The 21,276-nt window shown below is 44.8% G+C and carries 23 protein-coding genes; 3 read left to right on the top strand and 20 right to left on the bottom strand.

All coding sequences use genetic code 11. The features are described 5' to 3' along the window. Positions 1-103: 103 nt before the first annotated feature. The 6 genes from VQ00_RS16520 to VQ00_RS16495 form a co-directional block, all read right to left on the bottom strand. Complete coding sequence (locus tag VQ00_RS16520) at positions 104-847, bottom strand: glycoside hydrolase family 191 protein (RefSeq protein ID WP_156154103.1); 744 nt, start codon at positions 845-847, stop codon at positions 104-106. 168 nt (positions 848-1,015) lie between these two features. Continuing rightward, positions 1,016-2,506: an exopolysaccharide Pel transporter PelG gene (pelG, locus tag VQ00_RS16515; protein WP_046181228.1), complete on the bottom strand. Its 1,491-nt coding sequence runs from the start codon at positions 2,504-2,506 to the stop codon at positions 1,016-1,018. Beyond that, complete coding sequence (gene pelF, locus VQ00_RS16510) at positions 2,469-3,926, bottom strand: GT4 family glycosyltransferase PelF (RefSeq protein ID WP_046181227.1); 1,458 nt, start codon at positions 3,924-3,926, stop codon at positions 2,469-2,471. The genes pelG and pelF overlap by 38 nt, the downstream gene beginning before the upstream one ends. Further along, positions 3,923-5,767, bottom strand: a complete 1,845-nt coding sequence (locus tag VQ00_RS16505) for a DUF2194 domain-containing protein (RefSeq protein WP_046181226.1) — start codon at positions 5,765-5,767, stop codon at positions 3,923-3,925. The genes pelF and VQ00_RS16505 overlap by 4 nt, the downstream gene beginning before the upstream one ends. Further along, positions 5,764-6,657 carry a tetratricopeptide repeat protein gene (locus tag VQ00_RS16500; RefSeq protein WP_046181225.1) on the bottom strand — a complete coding sequence of 298 codons (894 nt, stop codon included), beginning with the start codon at positions 6,655-6,657 and terminating at the stop codon, positions 5,764-5,766. The genes VQ00_RS16505 and VQ00_RS16500 overlap by 4 nt, the downstream gene beginning before the upstream one ends. Continuing rightward, entirely contained in the window at positions 6,657-7,895 is a 1,239-nt protein-coding gene (locus tag VQ00_RS16495) for a GAF domain-containing protein (protein ID WP_046181224.1), read from the bottom strand. Before VQ00_RS16495 ends, VQ00_RS16500 begins: the two co-directional genes overlap by 1 nt. Positions 7,896-8,159: 264 nt before the next feature. Between VQ00_RS16495 and VQ00_RS16490 the strand changes: the two genes are divergently transcribed. Beyond that, the gene (locus VQ00_RS16490; RefSeq protein WP_046181223.1) at positions 8,160-9,521 is read left to right on the top strand and encodes an MATE family efflux transporter; all 1,362 of its coding nucleotides are present in this window, start codon (positions 8,160-8,162) and stop codon (positions 9,519-9,521) included. A 12-nt stretch (positions 9,522-9,533) separates the two neighbouring features. Here the strand turns inward: VQ00_RS16490 and VQ00_RS16485 are convergent, their stop codons facing one another. The 13 genes from VQ00_RS16485 to VQ00_RS16425 form a co-directional block, all read right to left on the bottom strand. Then, positions 9,534-10,478, bottom strand: coding sequence for a hypothetical protein (locus VQ00_RS16485; protein WP_156154102.1), 945 nt, complete (start codon positions 10,476-10,478; stop codon positions 9,534-9,536). 106 nt (positions 10,479-10,584) lie between these two features. Beyond that, the gene (locus VQ00_RS18715; RefSeq protein ID WP_156154101.1) at positions 10,585-10,725 is read right to left on the bottom strand and encodes a hypothetical protein; all 141 of its coding nucleotides are present in this window, start codon (positions 10,723-10,725) and stop codon (positions 10,585-10,587) included. Between the two features lie 478 nt (positions 10,726-11,203). Further along, entirely contained in the window at positions 11,204-11,539 is a 336-nt protein-coding gene (locus tag VQ00_RS16480; protein WP_046181221.1) for a hypothetical protein, read from the bottom strand. Between the two features lie 57 nt (positions 11,540-11,596). Beyond that, positions 11,597-11,839: a hypothetical protein gene (locus VQ00_RS16475; RefSeq protein WP_046181220.1), complete on the bottom strand. Its 243-nt coding sequence runs from the start codon at positions 11,837-11,839 to the stop codon at positions 11,597-11,599. Positions 11,840-12,094: 255 nt separating this feature from the next. Continuing rightward, positions 12,095-13,537: a lmo1851 family serine protease gene (locus VQ00_RS16470; RefSeq protein WP_046181219.1), complete on the bottom strand. Its 1,443-nt coding sequence runs from the start codon at positions 13,535-13,537 to the stop codon at positions 12,095-12,097. A 101-nt stretch (positions 13,538-13,638) separates the two neighbouring features. Beyond that, positions 13,639-14,418 carry a M15 family metallopeptidase gene (locus tag VQ00_RS16465; RefSeq protein ID WP_046181218.1) on the bottom strand — a complete coding sequence of 260 codons (780 nt, stop codon included), beginning with the start codon at positions 14,416-14,418 and terminating at the stop codon, positions 13,639-13,641. Next, positions 14,418-15,122: a purine-nucleoside phosphorylase gene (gene deoD, locus VQ00_RS16460; protein ID WP_046181217.1), complete on the bottom strand. Its 705-nt coding sequence runs from the start codon at positions 15,120-15,122 to the stop codon at positions 14,418-14,420. The genes VQ00_RS16465 and deoD overlap by 1 nt, the downstream gene beginning before the upstream one ends. A 174-nt stretch (positions 15,123-15,296) precedes the next feature. Continuing rightward, positions 15,297-16,058, bottom strand: a complete 762-nt coding sequence (locus VQ00_RS16455; RefSeq protein ID WP_046181216.1) for a sporulation protein — start codon at positions 16,056-16,058, stop codon at positions 15,297-15,299. 57 nt (positions 16,059-16,115) lie between these two features. Then, positions 16,116-16,343, bottom strand: coding sequence for a YozE family protein (locus VQ00_RS16450; RefSeq protein WP_046181215.1), 228 nt, complete (start codon positions 16,341-16,343; stop codon positions 16,116-16,118). Between the two features lie 557 nt (positions 16,344-16,900). Beyond that, positions 16,901-17,326, bottom strand: a complete 426-nt coding sequence (gene msrB, locus VQ00_RS16440) for a peptide-methionine (R)-S-oxide reductase MsrB (RefSeq protein ID WP_046181213.1) — start codon at positions 17,324-17,326, stop codon at positions 16,901-16,903. After that, positions 17,323-17,847 (bottom strand): peptide-methionine (S)-S-oxide reductase MsrA, encoded by a 525-nt coding sequence (gene msrA, locus VQ00_RS16435; RefSeq protein ID WP_046181212.1) that lies wholly within the window; start codon positions 17,845-17,847, stop codon positions 17,323-17,325. The genes msrB and msrA overlap by 4 nt, the downstream gene beginning before the upstream one ends. A gap of 12 nt (positions 17,848-17,859) precedes the next feature. Continuing rightward, on the bottom strand, positions 17,860-18,438 hold the full coding sequence (locus VQ00_RS16430) for a YpmS family protein (RefSeq protein WP_046181211.1): 579 nt from the start codon (positions 18,436-18,438) through the stop codon (positions 17,860-17,862). After that, complete coding sequence (locus tag VQ00_RS16425; RefSeq protein WP_245618143.1) at positions 18,435-19,232, bottom strand: SGNH/GDSL hydrolase family protein; 798 nt, start codon at positions 19,230-19,232, stop codon at positions 18,435-18,437. Before VQ00_RS16425 ends, VQ00_RS16430 begins: the two co-directional genes overlap by 4 nt. Before the next feature lie 116 nt (positions 19,233-19,348). On the opposite strand from VQ00_RS16425, the gene VQ00_RS16420 reads away from it, so the two are divergent. After that, a complete protein-coding gene (locus VQ00_RS16420) occupies positions 19,349-19,837 on the top strand; it encodes a PCYCGC domain-containing protein (RefSeq protein WP_245618142.1) in 489 nt (162 codons plus the stop codon). 82 nt (positions 19,838-19,919) lie between these two features. Then, the gene (locus tag VQ00_RS16415; RefSeq protein ID WP_046181210.1) at positions 19,920-20,246 is read left to right on the top strand and encodes a cyclic-phosphate processing receiver domain-containing protein; all 327 of its coding nucleotides are present in this window, start codon (positions 19,920-19,922) and stop codon (positions 20,244-20,246) included. A 60-nt stretch (positions 20,247-20,306) separates the two neighbouring features. On the opposite strand, the gene VQ00_RS16410 is transcribed toward VQ00_RS16415, so the two are convergent. Beyond that, complete coding sequence (locus tag VQ00_RS16410; protein WP_046181209.1) at positions 20,307-21,164, bottom strand: DegV family protein; 858 nt, start codon at positions 21,162-21,164, stop codon at positions 20,307-20,309. Positions 21,165-21,276: the final 112 nt, after the last annotated feature.

Raw genomic sequence — 21,276 nt, 5'->3', positions numbered from 1 at the left:
AGCACCTCCACTTTCTTTCAATCATCCCTCTTTCATTTGCTGAATTTTCAGTATTTCCCAGACAAAAACCTCCTCCCGGTATTGAGAAGGAGCAGGCTTTTCCTTATAGGTCATCATAAATGTCATCTTTATTTTTAGTGGAAAGAAACCCAAGGCTGTGGCTGTAATTGTTAGAGCTTTTATTATTTGTGACAGTAAATGTATCGAGTTGATGGCTCTTTGAACGGAAATAAGCAATCCAGCTTTGCGACCATTCATCCTGCCTGATCATTTCTTTGTCGAAGTCCTCCCAGAGCACACCGTCTATGTATGGAAGGGACACTGCTTTTACAGTGTCAAAGCCCCAGTTTTGCATCACATATAAGCTTGGGTATGATTGTTGAACTTGGGTTAAAAGCGCTGTATAGCCTTTTCTTAATTTTTCCTGAAGTTTTTCGTTCTTATAAAAATAATCATCAATATTTCCGGCGGTATCAAAGAAGACACCATCCATTCCTTTCTTGTGAACGTGTGATGTTACTTTCGACAGTACTATGTTTCGGTAATGGGCTTTTGTAATGTCCATCATGTAGGAATCCCATTTTGGAATGTGCCATTTTTCATTGTTTTTCAAAAGGAAGTCAGACGGCTTTACAAGATCTTCATGCCATACTTCAAGTTCCATTACGCTGACATAGCCCAATACTCTTGTGCCTTTATTCTGAAGTTCCGCCACTTGTTCTTTTGTAAACGCAGCCGGCTCGATCACAACCATGTCATATCCGGCCAGCTCTTCCAGCGCACCTTCTGTCGCATCGCCATAATAGATTTTAAACGAATGTACATCATTCATTCGATTGTTAACCATGATTGCTTTCGCTCCTTGAAAAGAAAAGTGAATTCCAAAATGAATAAAAAAACGCCAGGTATGTATTTTGGAAGCATAACGCTGCCTCCTTTACATTTTTACCCCCCCCCGATGTAAAAATACAGCAGCACATCCATCATCTTGCATAAATACGCCTTAGCAAACGGTTTAGAAAAACGTCCCGCCTTTATGCCGCGCGGGATATTTTTTTGTTTTATTTAATTTTTCTGCCAGCGATGTAAAAAAAGCGGGCTTTCCATGCTGTAGCGCAGGTGCAAATACATGGTAATCAATTTTTTTTACATAAGCAAACAGACGCTGAAGCGAGTACATGAACGCTAGGATAGAACCTAATGCAAAACTGATGCCATAGGCTCGTTCCCCAAATGGCAGCAAAATCGCTGTTAAGAGAAGGTTTACTGTAAAAAACAGTGCCGCCGCTTTTGCTGCACCGCTTTGATCTTCAAAATAAAGCATGAGCAGCATATTAATTAACAGCATAGCATTCGCAAAAGCACCGATGATCCCAAGCTGAAGAATCGTATACGCATTTTGATTTTGTCCAAAGTTAAAGGAGTAAAATAAAACGCCCACAATGATTAAAAAGGTCACTACGCCTTGATTGCGCATCAAACGCTCAATTTCGTCACGAAGCGTTTTTTGCATTTCTTCTTTTGACTGATTAATCTGATCAAGTGTTCCACCATTGTTAATATAGTTATAAAACCGTTTATATTTTGTGTAAAAACGGGTCTCGATGCTGATAACAAAAAACATGTACGTCGGCACAATCGTCAAGTACGACCAAAAAATGGCTGTATCATACTGAGGATTCATGCGAAATGTATCCTCAATTACCAGGCTGCCTTCCCCAAACCAGATGAGCACATTGCAAACCCATAAACCAGCATTGTAAAAAAAGCCAGCCCAGAACATGCGCGGAAATTTATCGATATAAGTCAAGAAGGAAAACATACCGTCCGTCGATTTTTCTGGAAACATTTGAAGAAGAATGGTACTCAGCCAAACTGCCGTCACAATCATGCCGAACGTAAATGAAGCGATCACCCAGCCTTCAAATAAAAACGCGGTACTGGTTTGAATCGGCAAAATCGAGACAATCCATGTACATGCAACAGCAACAAACGCCCCTGCGCCAAACGCTTTTGTAATCGCTGTATAATTTTTTGCGGCTGTTAAAAAGATTGTTTGAGACCAAATAATATTGAGCGCTAAAAATAACATGAGCAGCAGCCACTTGTATACAATCGGCATAGGCGATAGCAGCGCGAAAACGATCCATATCGTTGTTGAAATTGCTGAAAGAAGCAGAATCAGCCCTGCCATTGTTGGAAATAAACTGTTTACATCTTTTGCATAAAGCCGGTCAGCCGCATACCGGGTGGCGATTAACTGGAAGCTTCCAAATAACAGCTGTGAAAAAATAAAGCAGTAAGAAATGGATGCTGTAATAATATTAAGTCCATTAAACGATGGATCGCCAAATTGCGCGATAATGGACCGAATCAATAAAAGCGCGGCGATTACAATCAGCCACGGACCTGCTGTGACCATTGCGGTAAAGCTATACGCCCGCATGTGAGAAGACAAGTGATCTTCTTTAAATAACTTCTGAAGATGGAACCCGATGCCGGCCATGGCTCTCCTCCTCTCTTTTGAGCGACTGATAAACGGCACGGTATTGGGTAATAACATGTTGCAGCTGATAGTGTACTTCGATTCTTTTTTGGCCGATTAAGCCCATATCCTGAATTTGGTCCTGGTTGTTATAAAACCATTCCATTTGAAATGCGACCGCATCCGGCGCGACAGGCGGTACGTAAAACCCACAGCGTCCAAGTTCATCCTCAGCTGCCCCTGCAACCAATTCCCGACAGGATCCAACATCCGTTACAATCCATGGGATGCCAGCTGCCATTCCTTCAAGCATCGCTAAAGGCTGTCCTTCAGAGACACTTGTCAGCACAAGCACGTCTGTTTTTTTCAAATAGGCTTTTACATCGGCCTGCCCGGTCATCACAATATTGTCCTGCAGTTGAAGACGCTCGATTAACTCTCGGCATTCTTCCGCATATTCAGGCTCTTCTGTCGTTGGTCCGACCAAATAAAAAAGAAAAGGAATCTCTTTTTCTTTTATTATTTTCGCTGCATAAATCATCGTTTTTACATCTTTGATTGGCACGACCCGTAAGACAGACGTAAAGATGATTTCTTCTCGTATTTTCGTTTCGACCGGTCTCAGGCCGGCATAAGCATCCATTTCTACTCCGTTTGGAATCACCATGAGCTTTTCTAAAGGAGCACCAGCTTCTTCCTGCAGACGGCTGTTCCGATCAAACAGTGAGATAATGACGCGAGCGCGGTCATACGCTTCATTTGCTAATTTTTGAAAAAAGCGAATCCACCGATTTTTGTAAATGGACGGAATCCAGTCGGCTTTTAAAATCTCTTCTTCACGTTCTCTTGTATAAAGTCCATGTTCTGTCAACACAAGCGGGCAGTCAAACCGAATGCTCAAAACAGAACCGAGCAGGCCCCCATAACCCGTTGAGACTGCGTGAATGACATCAGCTTCTGCCGTCTCGGCCTGCAAAACTTGTATAACGGCCTGGTACATCGACCGAAACATCCACAAGTAATCGAGAAAAGAAGCCGTTATTTTTTCTTCCACATAACATTTTTTAACAATGTCATAAAAAACCGTACTATTTAAAAAAGCTTCTGTATTCCCGACTTTGTCCTGTTCCTGTAAAATTTGCAGCGCTTCTTTTCCGGATTGTTTAAAAGCAAACCAGTTTGAAACGATCTCGACTTCTTCATCTGTTAATTTTGTTGACGGGTAAATCGGTTTCACGTCTTTATGAAGCGGAATGATTTCCAGTCTTTCTACATTTTCCGGCAACGTGTACTTCATTGTCATGGAGGGATCTTTATGAGTCACAATGGCATAAATCACAAATTTATGCTCCGAAAAATGACGCACCATCGTTTGAACCCAGGAAGCCACCCCACCACTGACAAACGGGTAGCTTCCTTCTACAACCATTCCAATTCTCATGACTGAACCTCCATAATGTTAATCTCTGCTTCAGCTTCTTTTAATTGTACATTGTACAAACCTTCAGAGAGCTTAATGACTTTCCCGTACGAAAATGTTCCTTCTTCAAGCTCTTTTCCCTCTTCCACCCGAACAAGCAGCGACGTAGTGGACGGTACTTTGTCATATGAAATAAAAATCGATTCATCTGTATAGGTTCTCGTAATCTTTGACTTTTGATACGCTTTTATCGCTGCGGTAGCCTCCCGCTGTGTCACACTCGTCAAAAATGGATACCACTTTCGGACATCTTGAAGAAGCCTTTCGTAATTAGACGCCATTTTTGCCCAGCTGCTATTTTTTGAACGAAACGGGTCCAGCACATCGTCTGGGTGAATAAAATGAGAAAGGGTCCCAATGTGGGCCATGGCATCTGCCATTGTAAATGTTGCCGTATTGTCAAGGCTGTATCCGCTTGTTATACGTGGATAATGGTACAGTTCTGGATAGGTTTCGTCGTATTCGAATTCTTGTATAAAGCTGCCGTTGCTTTCAGATCCTGTGTATAAAGATGCTATCGTTTTCAGTTCTGGCAATTCTTTTACTAGCACATCAATCCCTTCCCGGTCAATAATGTTGGACGGCGGCACATACGTCTCAATCTTCTCATTAGGGAAAAAGTGAGCCACTGTTTCTTTTAGCTTTTTCACTGCTTCTCCCATGCTTTGTTGATCCGGCCACGGAACATAACCAAGCTCTGGATCAACGTACGTGCCCGCTGTCACTAACGGCTGATGGTTATATCCGTGGTACCCGATCTCTCCTTTATGCTCCAACAAAGTCCGTCCGTAATAAATGTAAGGCCGACGGATTGCTTCCGTCATCTCTTTGAATGGCGGATTCACATTGTTTTCGTACGTCGCAATGGTTCCGCTTGTAATCTTAATACCATACTTTTCAATCATCTTTTCAATGTCCCGCCACCAGTAATGCTTATAAAAATCCCTGATAGATATCTCTTCATCTATAAGACTTGTTCCTGATAAAGACCCCTCCGGGACAGGTGAAGGAAAATCATCGATGTACACAATTTCTGTCCCAACCTGCGCAGAAACGAAAGAAGGGAATAATAAGCCAACTGATTGAACCATCAAGCCGCGTGCTGATTTTTCATTTAATACAGCTGTATTCCAGACAGCGGCTTTTCCTTCTCCAAAATCATTTGTCCAAAAAACCGGATTGCTCTGTGCGGTCATCCAAAGATCCGTTGTTGTCTCATCAAGCTCCACTTGAACGGCGCTGTGGGTGAACAGATTCGAATCTCCAGGTACTTCCGGGTAGCCTGGGAATAATGGCTTCTCAAACGTCAAGCCCTTCGCCGTCATAAATTCTCCCATCTCACTGATGCCAAGCAGGTCCAGCCACTCGCCTTGATAATAAAAGCTGTTTGCTACAAAAAGCCGGCCGCCTTCTTCAACAAATCCACTTAACTTCTCAACAGATAAATCTTGAAGATGGTCCCCTGAAACAAAAATAGCATTGTATGGGGATGGTTCAATTTCATCAATTTCATCTTCGTCAAGCGGTAACGTTTGAATATGAGCATAACCGGACGCATACGCCAAATTTTCTCCTACCTTCGCTCCAAGGTCGCCTTCACCTGCAATAACATAAAGCTGAATGGTTTCTCCTTGATTTGATTTGTTGTCCGCCGTTAAAATCCGAAATGATTGCTTGGCGGGTGAGGCTTCCGACTTTGTCGATCTCACAAAATAATCAGATCGAAAAAACAAGATAGCCGCAACGGTCAAAAGAAGAACACCACCGCTGATCCGAACCAATTTATTTGATGTTTTAGTCATCTGTTATTCCCCATCCTGTCAATAATCTGTTCAAATTTATACGGAAACTCAATATTATGTTTAGATGCTTTGCGAATCATATTGTACACGGCGGGCCAGTCTCCTTGTTCATAAAATGTTTCAATCAGTCCCTCATATCCGGAAGAAGAGGCCGGATTCAACTTCACGAGCGATTGAAAATAACCTGCCGCGCCCTCATAATTTTGCTCATGCAGGGCCTGTTCCCCCCGATAGTATAAAAGAATAGTTTCTTTCGGAAATAAGGCCATCGCCTCATCGATAAAACCCTTGTACTCATTTCTCAGCTCTTCCTTCTGGCTGCCATTTAAAAAGCCACTTTGAAGAAAAGAACGATATACAGTTGTGAGTTCCAAGTAAGGCTTACTCTCATTTCGGCATTGGCTGCGCAACATTTCAATATTTTTTTGAAAGCGGTCTTTCAAACTATTCATGCTGACTGCCGCATAATGGGCCGTTTCGGTATTATGATGACGAATGGCCCGCTCTAGAAAGAATCCCTGTCCCGTAATATCTACTTCACTCAGTTCCATAATCAACTGCTTTTGTAACTTGTTTTTGTTTAGTTCAAGACCTGATAAAAAAGGAATCAAGTTTTTATCTGCTGCGGCCTGCCTGCGAATATCAGCATAGTTCACTACTTTTTTCTGCATATAATTTTCGTATTCCTCAAACCAGTCGACAGTCTTCCTTTTTTTATTAAGACCCTCCAAAAGCAGAGAGGCGAGCAGTCCTACAATGGGAAAAGCAGCGGACAGAATGAAATAATACAACAGCATTCCGGCATAGGCTTCTGTCACGCGTCTACTCAAAGATCTATATACAACTATCATCATAATGAGATACATCATATAAAGAATGAACCAGCTCATTATACTTCCACTCGTTTCGTTTCAATGATCTTCTGCTTAATCCGCTCCAAAACAATCTTGCTTTCCTCTGCATTTGTATTTGGAAGAATGATCATCAGTTTAGCGTTTTCCCTATCAAATCCAACAACATCAATTTTACAAATCTGGCGCAGCTGTTTGCTCAATAATTCCTGCAATTCATATACATTGACTGTCAATACACTCAGTTCCATATACGAAAAAGGAAAGCCAAACATTTTTTCCCTCGTTTCATATATAGACAATACATGCTGCATTTCCGACGGGTAATAAATGCCTGTTCCCTCATATGTTTTTTTCCTTACATCATCATTCCACCACTCCACGGCATGGTCAAGGCGATCACCAAGCCAGCGGATAAACCAGACAAACAGCTCAAACTGGTGATTGGTCACTTCCTTAAAGGGAAGGCGGTCTGCCACTATTAAATATTGAATTTGGTCATTGATAAAGACCGGTCCTGCAATCATTGGGGCATTTTGTGGATCTGCTTCCATTCTGAAATAAGGAATGCCGTCCGATAATGCGCGCTCGATGACCGGCGGCTTTTCATCAAGAATGGACTTTTGAAAACGCCCTTTTGTCTCTGATGATTCGACTTTTAGGCGCAAGACGCTATGATCTCCGTTAACAGAATAAACAGCCACCTCTTTTGCACCCAGATCTTTTTTTAACACTTCTATGGCCCGGTCAAGAACAACTTCAGGATGCTGGTGATTAATTGCCTTAAACATCGAGTAAATGGTTCCTAAATGGTTGTTGTTTTCAAGCAGCCGCTCTTTTAACACTTTTTTCGTTTCATTAAGCTGGTCGACAGTTGCTGTTAACTCCCCCATTTCCCGCTTTATGTACGTATTTTCATCAACAATATCCTTATATCGCTCCTGTCTCGACGTGCTGTATAAGCCGCATATTACGGCTGAAACTGCTAAAAAAAGAGTCTCGTACATAAATTCCCTGGAAACAAAATAAAGTAAAATGTCTTCTGATGTTGCAATTCCATACATGATTCGATACAAAAACGATAGAACAAATACTCCAATTGCTGAATAAATACCATACTGAGAAGAAAATAAAATAACAAGAATCGCTATCGCTAAAAGCTGAACTGTTTCTTGATGAAAAAAACCATTACTAAAATAAAAAAGAATGCCTAATGCCAAAAAGGCAGCCAACGGTTCAACAGCCGTTCTCCATGTCTTGTTTTGAACGTATATCATCTTATCTTTCCTCTCTTATTCTATTGGGGCAGGACATTCGGCCCTATCACTACTTTTCTGCCTTATTCGAGTGGGGATAGATTATTCGTCTATATCTCAACTCTCCTATTCTATTCAAATAGGAGATAGATTATTCCTCTATATCATATCTTTTATAAAAAAAGTACAGGCAATCTGAATTGATTACTTGTTAATACACCTTTTATCTCGATCTTCCAGATCATTTTTGTGCTATACTATTTTCCGGTGAAGGAGTTGATCAAGTTGATTGAAACGGCTACAACGCGTGCGAAGATACGCCAGTTTTTATACATTTTAATCCCGATTATGGTGACGCAGATCGCCATGTTTTCAATGACGTTTTTCGACACAATCATGTCAGGCCGCTACAGCGCGGATGATTTGGCCGGCGTGGCAGTCGGCTCTTCGCTTTGGATGCCTGTATATACCGGTCTTAGCGGGATTTTGCTGTCAATTACACCAATCGTCGGGCATTTAATTGGCGGAGGCCGGCGGGAACAGGTTTCCTTTTCCGTTATGCAGGGGGTGTATGTGGCACTCGTCATTTCTGCCGCAACGTATGCGCTCGGTTTTGTGTTGCTTGAGCTGGTGCTTGGATTGATGAATTTGGATGAAAATGTTCGGAGGATTGCGTTGGAGTATGTGATCGCCCTGTCATTCGGCATCGTGCCCCTCTTTTTAACGGCTGTGCTGCGCGGATTTATTGACGCGCTTGGCAAAACCCGTACATCAATGATTATTATGTTGGTGGCGCTGCCACTCAATGTCGCGTTTAACTACGTGCTCATTTACGGAAAATTCGGATTTCCGGAACTCGGCGGGGTCGGTTCCGGCTACGCGTCGGCAATTACGTATTGGCTTATTTTCATTTTAGCCGCTTGGATTGTTTGGCGTCACGAGCCGTTTTCTACGTACAGGCTGTTTTATCAACTGCCGCACGTAGCTCTTTCAAAATGGAAAGAAATCTTGGTGCTAGGGCTTCCGATCGGCTTGTCGATCTTTTTCGAAACGAGCATTTTTTCTGCCGTGACGCTGCTCATGAGTGAATACAGCACGAACGTCATTGCCGCGCATCAGGCAGCACTGAATTTCGCTTCACTGACGTATATGATTCCAATGAGTGTGTCGATGGCACTCACGATTGTGGTCGGCTTTGAAGTCGGAGCTGGCCGGTTTCATGACGCCCGCCGCTACAGCCTCATCGGCATTTTCATGGCAATTGGCGTTGCGGCAGTCGGCACTGTTGTGATCTTTACGTTCCGTGACGCATTTGCGCATTTGTATTCAACCGACGCGGAAGTGCTTGAACTGACTGCGGGCTTCTTAATTTTCGCCGCCATTTTCCAGCTGTCCGATGCGGTACAGGCGCCGGTTCAAGGCGCACTCCGCGGCTATAAAGATGTCAATGTCACCTTTATGATGACCATGATCAGCTATTGGGTCATCGGCCTCCCACTCGGCTGGACCCTCGCCCGCTGGACCGACTGGGGACCGTACGGCTACTGGATCGGTCTTATCACGGGACTTACGTGCGGCGCCATTACTCTCTCCGTTCGATTATGGCTTGTGCAACGAAAAAAAGCCCTCTCACGCATTGGTGCGTGAAGGGCTTTTTCCCTATAAAGTGTTCCACATATTCGCTAACATTTCCTCGCGCATCTCGACCAGTTCCGGGAAATCATAAAAGAACAGGATTTTCTTTTTTAAAACGCCTTCATACATCTCCACTTCGTCCGCCGTTGAAAAAAGAAAGTACACCCATGATTCTGCTAAATCTTCATCCGGATACGTGGTCGCGTAATACGTTAAAAATTGATCGGTATATTTGTCGTAAAACGCGTCTTGCGCCTCGACATCTTCACTGACTTTTTCCGCCGCCCACTCCACATACATCGGACCCGCCCAGAATGTCTGGAAAAACTGGTTCATATAGGATTCTTCTGCCATGCAGCCGTAGTCCGATTCGTACGTTGCACACGCTTCTTCCATGTCAGTGAACTGATCATCCGCAAGCGTCACAATGTGAGCAATTTCGTGCAGCAGCGTCCCGTACAGCTCTATTTCATTGTCCGTATCCTGAAAGTCGATTGCCACTTTCCAGTAATACGTATCGTCCATCGGTTCCACGTACGCGAGGGTTTCATCCGATCCATCTGTGAAAAATTCCAGTTCACCGACCGTATCGATATAATCGGCCGGCATCATATGATAAAAATGGGACCATAACCGCTCCTGATCCTCCCAATTATCCGCATAGGCGTCATCTGACCGGTTTGTTTCTTCCATAATTTCACCATTTTCAACTGAATAGGTGATCACTGCCGTTTCTTCCGGAGGAGATTCAGGTGCTTCTGCTGTCTCTTCTTCAAGCGCTGACTCATCCGGAATTAATTCGCCGTATTGCCCGGCCAGCTGTTCTAGGTACCAATCCCCATCCTCTTGCGGTTCTTCTTTAAGCTCATCCAAAGCCTGATCCTCTTCTTCAATCACTTGATCAACTGCCTCTTCCGAACACCCACCCAAAAACAAAACGGCCGCTAGAAACATGTTACGGATTATCACCTTATAAATACCCCCATCCCTATGTAACTCTAATATACGAGGCTTAATATCCTTAATGTATCCGGTACTTTCTAATAATTCAATCTTTTCGAACAAATCGAATGATTTATCCCGTCTGCACATCTTCAGATGCGTATTTAAAATGAGTATCTTGTTTTTTGGCAAACATATAAGCAAGAGGCAGCGTCAAGTTCATCGACAGCCCGACCGGCGCAAATGCAGACACTTTTTTAAACATAAGAGGCAAAAAAGCAAGTCCTCGACGACGTTAATCAAAAACATCCCCATAATGATAGTGAAAAAGCAATCATCGTAATGGACAATACTCGTATGACACATTGCGGCTTAATCGTACGCCGGAACATATTAGCGTCCCTATTAAAACAGCACTGATGTATGTAAGAAGCAGGACGGCTGCCGGTTCAAGATGTTTCTTTTTCATCAAATATTTCTTCTTTCGTCAGGAATGGATTCATTTTATGCCGTGCAGCTAAAAAAGTAATGGTTGATTTTCAATTCCGAAAATGATTCAGCCTGCTGCGCCCCAGAACGGTAATTAATCATAATAGAGTGACCTGCTGCTGCCAAATATCCCGCCCTATTTCTTTTGATCCGCCTGTTACAAGTGCCGTCTTTGCCGTTGAGCGCCCCCTATTCTTCCCTTCTATCCTAAACGACGGGTTGTTCTACTGACAAATTTAAAAAGCCGGTGCTTTGGCACCGGCTTACACTGATTCATTCATGCAAATAAACCCTTTTACATGAATGTTATATTTTTTCAACAACCGAACGGAAAAGTTCCGTTCAACCGCTGATGCAGCCGCAATGTACACTTCCTGGCCGCCGAATTTACCCGCATTGCGTGGAATATAGCCGCACGGAATATGCTCCGCGCCCGCAAGAGGCAGACGATTGGCTTCCTGCCAGTCCCGTACATCAATAACTGGATGCCCAGCCGCTTCATCCGGCAAAATGCGCTTAACATTGACCGGCCAATACCGTTTATATCCAATTAGCAACATCGCCGCTAATACTGCCGACGCGATGATGAACCCTGCCATCTATTTTTCCCCCTTATTCACTCACTGCGATTATTTTATACACACAGGGGTACAAAATCAATCTTTTTGCTTTCGTTTTTCGAAACAGTTGACATAGGCCGAAATAAGCGTCATTTTGTCCGAATCTGACAAAGACGAATCACGCACACGGCGCACCGCTTCAAAAAACTTCACTTCCGGTTTTTTTCTCAATCTCGGGTGATTTAGTTTATCTTCAAGCTCGTTCTCCATCGCTTCATCTACATCGGTAAACGTTCGCCCTTTCCAAAGCGTTTCGTATAGTACCCGCCAGTCAGCCAAAAACCTCCTCCTTCACTCCCAGATTTTATTTTATGCTGAATTTCACGATTTGACCAGCGGCAAACAAAAGTTCCAATGCCATCCTGAAAATATAATTTCGGAAAGTAGAGAAGATGTCCTTCTCTCCATTATGGAAGATCGAGGAATAACCGTGTTCACTCTTCCAATTCATGTCCATTCCTACACCGTTGTGTCCATTTAGCCAAGTTTGTGTCCATTCAAAAACCCCTCCAAAAAAATCGGAGGGGTTTCCGTTTACTTTATTTTCGATTGCACGGATTCAAGCGCCTGTTTCAGCTGTGTGTCATTTTCTTCGAGTTTCAGACGAAGGTTTTCCATCAGCTTTGTGGTCGATGCACCAGTTAAAACACCGGTTGGTTCGATATCAGCCGCTTCCTGGAATTCTTCAACGGCGCTTTCGGTCGATTCGTCAAAGTAGCCGTCTACTTTGCCTGGATCGTAGCTGAGAGCTTTTAGCATTTGTTCAGCTGTTTTCACTTCATCCGATAGCGTCTCAAGTTTGAGTTCGGATTCTGGATTAATGTACGTTAAGGTTGCGTAAGCTGGAAGTGCTACGGCGGTATCCGGCGTAATGCCTTTTTTATGGATCCACGTGCCGTTTGGCGTCAGCCATTTCGCCGTTGTCAGCTTCAGGTTGGATTCATCGCTGAAATCTTCCGCTGATTGGACAGTTCCTTTACCGAATGATTTTTCCCCAATCAATGGAATGCCCGCTGATTCTTTTAACGCCGCCGCCAAAATTTCTGACGCACTCGCACTGCCGCTATCAATTAAAACAGCGGTTGGCAGCTCAATTTTATCGCCGCCTTCTGCTTTGTATTCCTGTGTTTCACCGCCGGACTCCACTTGCAGAATGTTTTTGCCTTCCGGAACGAACAAGTTGGCCATTTCAATCGCTTGGTCAAGCAGTCCGCCCGGATTTTGACGAAGATCAAGGACGATGCCTTTCATGCCTTCTTTTTCCATATCAGCAAGAGCCGTTTTCAGCTCCTCTGCCGTATGCTCGGAAAAGCTTGTAATTTGAATGTGGGCAATGTTGCCTTTCCCCATTTCAGCATACACCGTTTCAATCGGAATCTCATCGCGGACAATTGTGATGTTTTGTGATTTTTCCGTTCCCGCTTTTCGTACTTCCAGTGCCACTTTTGTTCCTTTTTCACCGCGGATTAAAAGCACCGCTTCTGAAGCGCTCATGCCTTGAATGCTTTTTCCATCGACAGACAAAATCATGTCATTTGGTTTTAAACCCGCTTCTTCCGCCGGTGATCCTTTAATCGGCGAGACGATCATAATAAATCCGTCCTGCTCTTGAATTTCCGCACCGATGCCCTGGAATGAGCTTGATACGTCTTCATGGAACTGGGATGCTTCTTCTTCATTCATATAATCAGAATACGGATCTTCGAGTGAATCGATCATGCCGTTAATGGCACCGTTGACGAGCGTTTCCTGATCCACTTCTTCATAATACGTGCTTTTTATTTTGTCATATGCTTCATAAAATTTACTGAATTCTGACCGGGCCGGTGCTCCGACTTCGACTGCTTTCTCGTCACCGAAAGCGAGCGTAATCGTTGTCACCGCCGCCGTAATAAACACGAGCGCAAAAATCAACATAATAAACGGAAACCGTTTTATTTTGATATAATGGCCCTGTTCCGGCTTTTCTTCTTCCATTCTGTTCCCCGCTTTCTCCATCTATGTACACTGATCTTTTCATTTTAGCAGTTTTCAGGGATTTTTGAAAACAAAAACCTTGTCGAAAAAAAACCGGCAGATTACTCCGCCGGTTTTACTTGCTCAAAATAGTCTTCTAATGTCCAGTCGTTTTCATAAATCATGACCGCCGCATCGCCCCCAACATAGCGGAAATGCCACGGTTCATAAATGTACTGGGTAATGTCTTCTTTGCCTTTTGGATAGCGCAAAATAAAGCCGTATTCGTGGGCGTGATCTTTCAGCCACTGGCCTTCTGCAGTCGTTTCAAAAGACTGATTTAATTCAAAGCCGTTGCTTTCCGATGAGATGTCCATCGCAAGACCGGACTGATGCTCACTCATGCCTGGCGGTGCAATGGACTTTAACGCTTCTTCTTCACTGCTAGCGGCAGCACCCGCCGCTAAAATTTCTTCCTGGCGGTCGTACGAACGGTAGCCGGATACTGCAAATAAATACTGGCCATCTTCTTTAGCACCTTTAAACAGCGTTTCAAGCGCTGCTGCGGCTTCACGCCTCATATAGCTCTTTTCAATATCCTGATCGCCGAATGAATATTGAACGTTCGGACGGACAAGGTCAGGCGGCGTGTAAGCTGATGGCAGCGCAAATTCTTTGTTCACAAGCACCAGCGGGTTTTCCGGATTTTGAATAACTTGCAAACCGTCCACCTCTTTCAATTCATTGAAATACGATGCGTCAATGACAGGACCGGTTTCTTTTTCTGCTGCCGGTTTTTCCGCCGGCGCGGTTTGTTCCGTTTCTGTTGCGGTTTCTTCTTCAGCGGACGTACATCCGGCTAACAGCACTACGGCTGCCAGCGTTAAAACATTTTTTTTCATTACGACTGAACCGCCGCTTCAAGCGCTACTTCGATCATTTCATTAAACGTTGTCTGGCGTTCTTCCGATGTTGTTTCTTCACCCGTAATAATATGGTCGCTCACCGTCAGGACTGACAGTGCACGGCGGCCATGTTTTGCAGCGAGTGTGTAAAGGGCCGTCGTTTCCATTTCGATCGCCAAAATGCCATATTGTGCCCATTTTGCATGGTCTGCATTGTCATTGTAAAACTGATCCGCTGTAAATACGTTGCCGACTTTCAGCTGCAATCCTTTTTCTGTTCCAGCATCAAACGCCGCTTTTAACAATTCCCAGTTGGCAGTCGGCGCATAATCGACGCCTGGGAATGTCACGCGGTTCATGCTTGAATCGGTTGATGATGTCATCGCTAAAATGACATCACGCACCTTGACATCTTTTTGAATCGCACCACACGTACCAACCCGAATCAATTTTTGCACCCCATAGCTTTGCATCAGTTCATTCACGTAAATCGAAATGGATGGTACGCCCATGCCAGTACCTTGAACCGATACTTTTTTTCCTTTATATGTACCGGTATAGCCAAGCATGCCTCGAACTTCGTTATAGCAGACCGGATTTTCTAAAAAGGTTTCTGCAATGTATTTTGCCCGAAGCGGGTCGCCTGGAAGCAAAACCGTTTCTGCAATGTCACCTTTTTTTGCACCAATGTGTACACTCATTCAAAATTCCTCCATAAAAACATATGATTAGGGCCAACAGAATGTTGATCACTCGGACGTTGCCACAGGACGTGGCGTTCTTAGTCCGAGCCCCTTATAACAGGATGTTGGTCACTCGGACACTGCTCCAGCATACTACGCTTTTCATCCGAGTTGTTCAGCATCATTATCTTATCATGCAAAACGGCTGATTGTCTCGTCAAGCTTTGAACGCACTTGCGAGAGCTCCTGCCTCTTGACACGCAGACGGACATTCCTTTCATCGGTGCCCATCGCTTCCGACAAAAAGCCGCCAAGTCCCCGCGCCCGCTTGTCTACTTGCAAAAGCACGTTCACTTCGTCTTTTGACTGCTGCAAAAAGGAGACTTCCAGCTCATCCAACTTGCCTGCATAAGCGCCTGTTACCGGAACAAATTCAAACTCTTGTATAAATGGATAATTGGTCATGCGGGCGTGCTGGCATTCCACTTCACGGAGCCGAAATCCAAGCGCACGCACGCCGTCCAGTACTTCTTCCGCGATGACGGTTGGATGCACCTCAATATAGTCTTTGTCAGACGGATCCACCGCTTGTTTAATATCAAGCCCGGTCGCGATCCAGACGCGTGTCTTTCCTTGCGTCACAGGCGTTTCATGCGGCAGTGTCATCTCAAGCGGAAATTCGCGTGTTTCCCCCGCATTGATCGTAAACGGCTCATTCAATTTTTCTTTCACGATGACCGCTTCATCGGTCACTTTCCGGTCATCCGTTTCCCGCTCATACGTTGTCATGACCGCGACATAAATAGAATCGACATCCTGCGCTATATTGCCGCCTTTGACTTCGACAATGCCTCGCAGCACGTCACCTGCTGTGTATTTCGCTTTTTCGAGCTTCGTGTCCACTTTTGCATTTCCGATTCCTATGCTTGCCAATGCCTTATTAAATAACGCCATCCTGCCTCACTCCATTCACCGTAATAGTCCTATTTACGAACAAAAAACAAAAAAGTTTCAGCGAGTTAATTCATCCTGCTCATATTTGTCCCACGCCGTATCAAACACACTCATCGTTGGCAAATAATCAACATCCATTTCCAAGTAGCGGCTCAGCACGTCATATGAATCCGCTGTTTTTGGAAAGGAGTGGTCGCCGAACGCTGCATTCGCAAACGACGCCAGCTCGTCACGCGGCGGCTCTTCTCTATATTTCATTAAATAGTGATAAAACGATTTGTGCATTGGTTCCCTCCAAAAAAAGACCCTTTAGCAAAGGTCTGAGACTGTCGACAAAGTCAACGTTCGTTTTTTTAACAAAAATTTCTATTGCCGAAAAAGGCAGGTATCTTTCAGAGAAGCAGGCTCTTTTTTACCTGGAGCCGATAGATGAAACTGCCCGGACTTCGCTTTCCGCGGGAGTCTTCGTCCGTGCGGCTTCACCAAATGTTTTAGAAAAGCAGCGAGAGGAAGCAAGTCCTGATAGGCTGTATGTATGGAACAAACGCCAGGGACATGACTGCATCCTCTTGCTCATTGTCGCTGTTGAAAAAGATGGATCTGCCAGACATGGCTGTTTCGTTTAAACGCACAGGCGGCGGGCGGCGAAGACTCCTATGGGACTGGCAGGACCGCTGAGATCGGATCTGCCGCAAAGCGGCGGAGACGAGCTCAGCGCCTGCCCCCATGGAAAGCGAAGCCGCGCGCCTGCCGCCTTATCGGCTCCCGTCAAAACAGCTCTCATGTGAAGAAACAAAAGGAGATTCTGTTAAAAGTTTTATTAGTCTACAGTCTGAGACCCTTTAGCAAAGGTCTTTGTATTCGCCGTATCCTTCCGCATCCAGGTCCTCTTTCCGTATAAAGCGGAGCGCGGCAGAGTTCATGCAGTAGCGCAGACCGCCGGCATCTACCGGTCCGTCCGGGAAAACGTGGCCAAGATGCGAATCCGCTGTTTTGCTGCGGACTTCGGTGCGGATCATGCCGTGAGATATGTCCCGTTTTTCCAGCACTTCTGCTGTCTCAATCGGCTTTGTAAAGCTCGGCCAGCCGCAGCCTGCATCGTATTTGTCTTTCGATGAAAAAAGCGGTTTGCCAGAAACTAAATCTACGTAAATGCCGTCCGCTGTTTCGTTCCAATATTCATTGTGAAACGGCGGCTCGGTACCGTTTTGCTGAGTTACATTAAATTGCATCGGGGAAAGCGTTTCTTTTAAGTTTTCTTTATTCATTTAATATCCCTCCAGTGTGATTGAATAAAAGCGGCGCGTCCAGAACCTGTTTGATACGCGTTATAGTGCGCCGGATTTTTCTTGTAATAATCTTGATGGTACGCTTCCGCCGGATAAAAGATTTCGGCCGGCAGCACCTGCACCGCGATCGGCTTTTTGAACCGTCCGCTTGCATCAAGTTGTTGTTTGGACTTTTCAGCCAGCTTCTTTTGCTCGTCCGTTGTGTAAAAAATCGCCGGCATGTACGAGCGGCCACGGTCGTAAAATTGGCCAGTTGCATCCGTCGGATCGATTTGCATCCAAAACACGCCAAGCAGCTTTTCATATGAAAAGACGTCCGGGTCAAATGTAATTTCAACGGCTTCAATGTGGCCGGTTGCCCCGCTGCACACTTCTTCGTATGTCGGATTTTCCGTACGGCCGCCTGTATAGCCGCTTATAACGGACTCAATACCCGGCTGCTCATGAAACGGTTTGACCATACACCAAAAACAGCCTCCCGCAAAGATTGCTTTTTCCATCTTTGTTGCCTCCTATTCAGCAGCCCCTTCTGGTAAAAGCACTGCAAATTGAATGTTATCTTTTGCTAAGTTAAATGATTCTGCTTTAACACGCATGCCGTTGTCAAGCCGCATTTCTGCAAGTGATAAATAAATCCGTTCCTCGTCTGGTACGACATGCACCCACTCTGGAAACGCATAAGCACTGTCTGCCGTTTTTAACACATACGAGGCCGGAATATCAAGCAGCCCGACTCGCAGCCCATTTTGGCGAAGAACGATATTGCCGTCTTTCAGCGCTTCCGGCTCAAACGTCATGTAATAATCAATGTCCGCACCAAGTACTGGAAACGACCCATACAATTCCACGTCATCCCCAATGTACACGTCGTAGTCAATCGGCGCATTACCCGCTTCTTTTGCTAAATAATAGCTTACGAGCTGGTTCAGTTCCGCTTTTGACGATGTTACATGAAATGCCGTTTCGCCTTCTACTTCCGCTATGACCGGCTTTTCTGCATTTGATGGGAGAAAAATCAAAATAGCCACGAACCCGATCACGGCGATGATGCTGAGTAATAATAAAAAAAAGGCCACTTTCCATTTTGTCAATTTGATCCCTCATTCGAAATAACAATTTTTTGATTGGTCAACTCTTCAAGCGGAGCTCCGTTGATCGTATCAAAAATGCGGCCGGCCATTTGTTCATACCCGATATCGTTCGGATGAAACTGATCTTCAAAAAACAGCCCGTCACTGCCTTCGCCGAAAATCGTTTCCACACTTACAAATACCGTCTGCTCGAATGATGCGGCCACTTCCTCCGCCCGTTCATTCCACGTCCGGACAATCATTTCATCATCTTCCGTGTCGACAAAAATGCGGCCGAACGGATTGTAAATGCCGACGAGAACGATTCCCGCATCTTCATTAATCGCGCGGATTTCTTCTAAAACCGTATGAATCCGCTCCGCGTAGCCGTCTTCTTCTTTTTCAAATGTATCGACCGTCAAATGAGACCAGTTTTCTTTCACGACTTTGACGACATCATTGCCGCCGATCGTAATAATGACAATGTCGGCTTTTTTTATATCCGCTTGAATTTCCGCTTGCTCCAGTCGTTTAATCAGCTGATTGGTCCGATTGCCCCGCTTGCCGTAATTCACAAACGATGCTTCCTTTATTTCATCGAGCGATTCCAGTTGGTATTCTAAATAGGGTACATACCCGCCGGAGTCTGTACTGTCGCCGACTCCTTCAGTCAACGAATCGCCAATCGAGACAATATTCACATTTTGCGGAACACCTGGCGCCGCTGTTTCTTGCACTTCATCCGCTTCATCCGCACATCCTGCCAGCAGCACTGCCAGAACTATGCCCGCCATTACCCGTTTCAAAGCGGTCACCTCTTCTTCTTCAAAATCGTATCACGTTCCTTGCACGGTTGAAAGAGATTAGTTTTCAATGTATGATTATATCAGTTTTCCAGGTATTCTTCTATTTGAAAGGGGCAAAATACATCTTGAAAAAACAATTATCCGCGATCGTACTGACGATGGCGATTCCATTTGCGGCTGCCTGCGGAAACGATGATGCCGCCCAATCCCACGAAGACCATACTCACACCGCAGAAAATGGCGACTTGCAGGAGATGACCGCATCGGCGGACACACTGCCGTCTTTTTTAGATGACAAAGACGATAACATGCGCGCGATTTATTTAGCTGCCGCCAAACATGCAGACGTGCTCGACCAAATGCCATGCTACTGCGGCTGTGGAGAATCGGCTGGTCACAAAAGCAATTTAAACTGCTTTATCGCTGAACGTAGCGGCGATGAAATCACATGGGACGACCACGGCACCCGCTGTGGTGTCTGCCTTGAAATCGCCGCCACAACCGCTGTTATGACCGAGGAAGGCAAATCGCCTGAAGAAATCCGCACACTCATTGATAACACATATAGTGAAGGTTACGCAGAACCGACTCCGACCCCACTGCCGGGCGTTTAAAAAACGCCCGGTTTTTCTTTCATTCGTGTAAATTCCCAAAGTATGGTACAATTTAAATATGTCGAAACAGAGGATTGGTAAAATGAGTATCAATGTTTTTCTTGATGACTACCGCACATGTCCTCCTGATCATACACTAGTTGAAACAATCGATGAATGCTTCACATTACTTTCGACTGAAAAGATTGGGCATCTTTCGCTCGATCACGATTTAGTCAGTAAAACCCAAAACGGCTTTGTTCTTGTACAGCGTATGGTGGAGCATCAGCTGTTCGCTGAGCGCATCACCATTCACTCCGCCAATGCCGGACGCGGAAAAGCGATGTACAATTATTTAAAACAAGCCCAGTCTGATTTTAAAATGCCGCGGTCTATTAAAGTGATTCTTCGCCCTTTGCCTCTCCACTAATTTTATATATATGAAAAGGAGTGCCCTGATATAGATGTTCAGGACACTCCTTTTGTGTGATTATTTATATTCTTTCGCCTGGTACATAATTCCGACTGCTCCTGGTCCCGCGTGAGCTGAAATAATCGGCGCCGTAATACAAATATCAATGTCTTTAAAACCGGTCATCTTCGTGACTTCTTCTTTTAGTTTTTCCGAAAACGCGGCGCTGTTATGGCCGGCGTGCACAATCGAAAAGTGAACGAGTTCTTTTCCTTTTAACTCTTCACCTAATTGATCGACGAAAAATTTAATGCCTTTTGCATGCGAACGCACTTTGGTCACAGGAGAAAGTGCCCCAATATCCAAATTCGCAATCGGCTTAATGTTCAGCAATGATCCGATAAATCCCTGCGCTTTGCCGATCCGACCGCCTTTAATCAGATTTTCAAGCGTATCGACCATAAGGTAAAGCTTCGTTTGTGCGCGTACTTCATCTAGCCTTGCCGTAATTTCCTCTACAGAATGACCTAATTCCGCCATTCGAGCCGCTTTTAACACTTGATAAGACAGCGCTTTTGAGATGTAGCGGGAATCTACAACCGTCACGTCTGATGAGGACATTTCCGCGGCCTGCTTCGCGGATTGATACGTGCCGCTCATGCTGCCTGTCATATGAATCGAAATGATTTGGCTGCCATCCGCTCCAAGTTCGTCAAACACTTCCATAAAGCGGCCAACCGGCGGCTGCGACGTTTTCGGCAAATCTTTCGTGTTTGCCATTTTCACCAAAAATTCTTCTGCCGAAATTTCGACGCTGTCTAAATACGTTTCACCGTCTACAAGTACCGTCAGCGGCACCATTGTAATGCCCATTTCTTTTAGTTCAGCACTCGTCATATCAAGCGCGGAGTCCGTTACAATTTTAATTTTGCTCATAATAGATCCCTTCTTTCCTGCCATTCAACGTGCATATGCATTTATTTTACTATTCTTTATCCGTTCTTCCTACTTTATTAACGTGTTTCATAAAAAAGAAGAAGACATATTG

The sequence above is a fragment of the Domibacillus tundrae genome, assembly GCF_000970675.1.
Lineage (GTDB): Bacteria > Bacillota > Bacilli > Bacillales > Domibacillaceae > Domibacillus > Domibacillus tundrae.
Note: the sequence above shows the minus strand (reverse complement) of the source record. Positions and strands in the feature narration are given on the sequence as shown.

Bases quoted from the DNA above. Each gene is read 5' to 3' on its own strand.
- VQ00_RS16495 (WP_046181224.1), bottom strand. From the start codon at position 7,895: ATGATATACGTTCAAAACAAGACATGGAGAACGGCTGTTGAACCGTTG.
- VQ00_RS16450 (WP_046181215.1), bottom strand. From the start codon at position 16,343: ATGCACAAATCGTTTTATCACTATTTAATGAAATATAGAGAAGAGCCG.
- VQ00_RS16520 (WP_156154103.1), bottom strand. From the start codon at position 847: ATGGTTAACAATCGAATGAATGATGTACATTCGTTTAAAATCTATTAT.
- pelG (WP_046181228.1), bottom strand. From the start codon at position 2,506: ATGGCCGGCATCGGGTTCCATCTTCAGAAGTTATTTAAAGAAGATCAC.
- VQ00_RS16480 (WP_046181221.1), bottom strand. From the start codon at position 11,539: ATGGCAGGGTTCATCATCGCGTCGGCAGTATTAGCGGCGATGTTGCTA.
- VQ00_RS16465 (WP_046181218.1), bottom strand. From the start codon at position 14,418: ATGAAAAAAAATGTTTTAACGCTGGCAGCCGTAGTGCTGTTAGCCGGA.
- msrB (WP_046181213.1), bottom strand. From the start codon at position 17,326: ATGAATAAAGAAAACTTAAAAGAAACGCTTTCCCCGATGCAATTTAAT.
- VQ00_RS16415 (WP_046181210.1), top strand. From the start codon at position 19,920: ATGAGTATCAATGTTTTTCTTGATGACTACCGCACATGTCCTCCTGAT.
- VQ00_RS16410 (WP_046181209.1), bottom strand. From the start codon at position 21,164: ATGAGCAAAATTAAAATTGTAACGGACTCCGCGCTTGATATGACGAGT.
- VQ00_RS16455 (WP_046181216.1), bottom strand. From the start codon at position 16,058: ATGGCGTTATTTAATAAGGCATTGGCAAGCATAGGAATCGGAAATGCA.
- pelF (WP_046181227.1), bottom strand. From the start codon at position 3,926: ATGAGAATTGGAATGGTTGTAGAAGGAAGCTACCCGTTTGTCAGTGGT.
- VQ00_RS16470 (WP_046181219.1), bottom strand. From the start codon at position 13,537: ATGGAAGAAGAAAAGCCGGAACAGGGCCATTATATCAAAATAAAACGG.
- deoD (WP_046181217.1), bottom strand. From the start codon at position 15,122: ATGAGTGTACACATTGGTGCAAAAAAAGGTGACATTGCAGAAACGGTT.
- VQ00_RS16505 (WP_046181226.1), bottom strand. From the start codon at position 5,767: ATGACTAAAACATCAAATAAATTGGTTCGGATCAGCGGTGGTGTTCTT.
- msrA (WP_046181212.1), bottom strand. From the start codon at position 17,847: ATGGAAAAAGCAATCTTTGCGGGAGGCTGTTTTTGGTGTATGGTCAAA.
- VQ00_RS16500 (WP_046181225.1), bottom strand. From the start codon at position 6,657: ATGAGCTGGTTCATTCTTTATATGATGTATCTCATTATGATGATAGTT.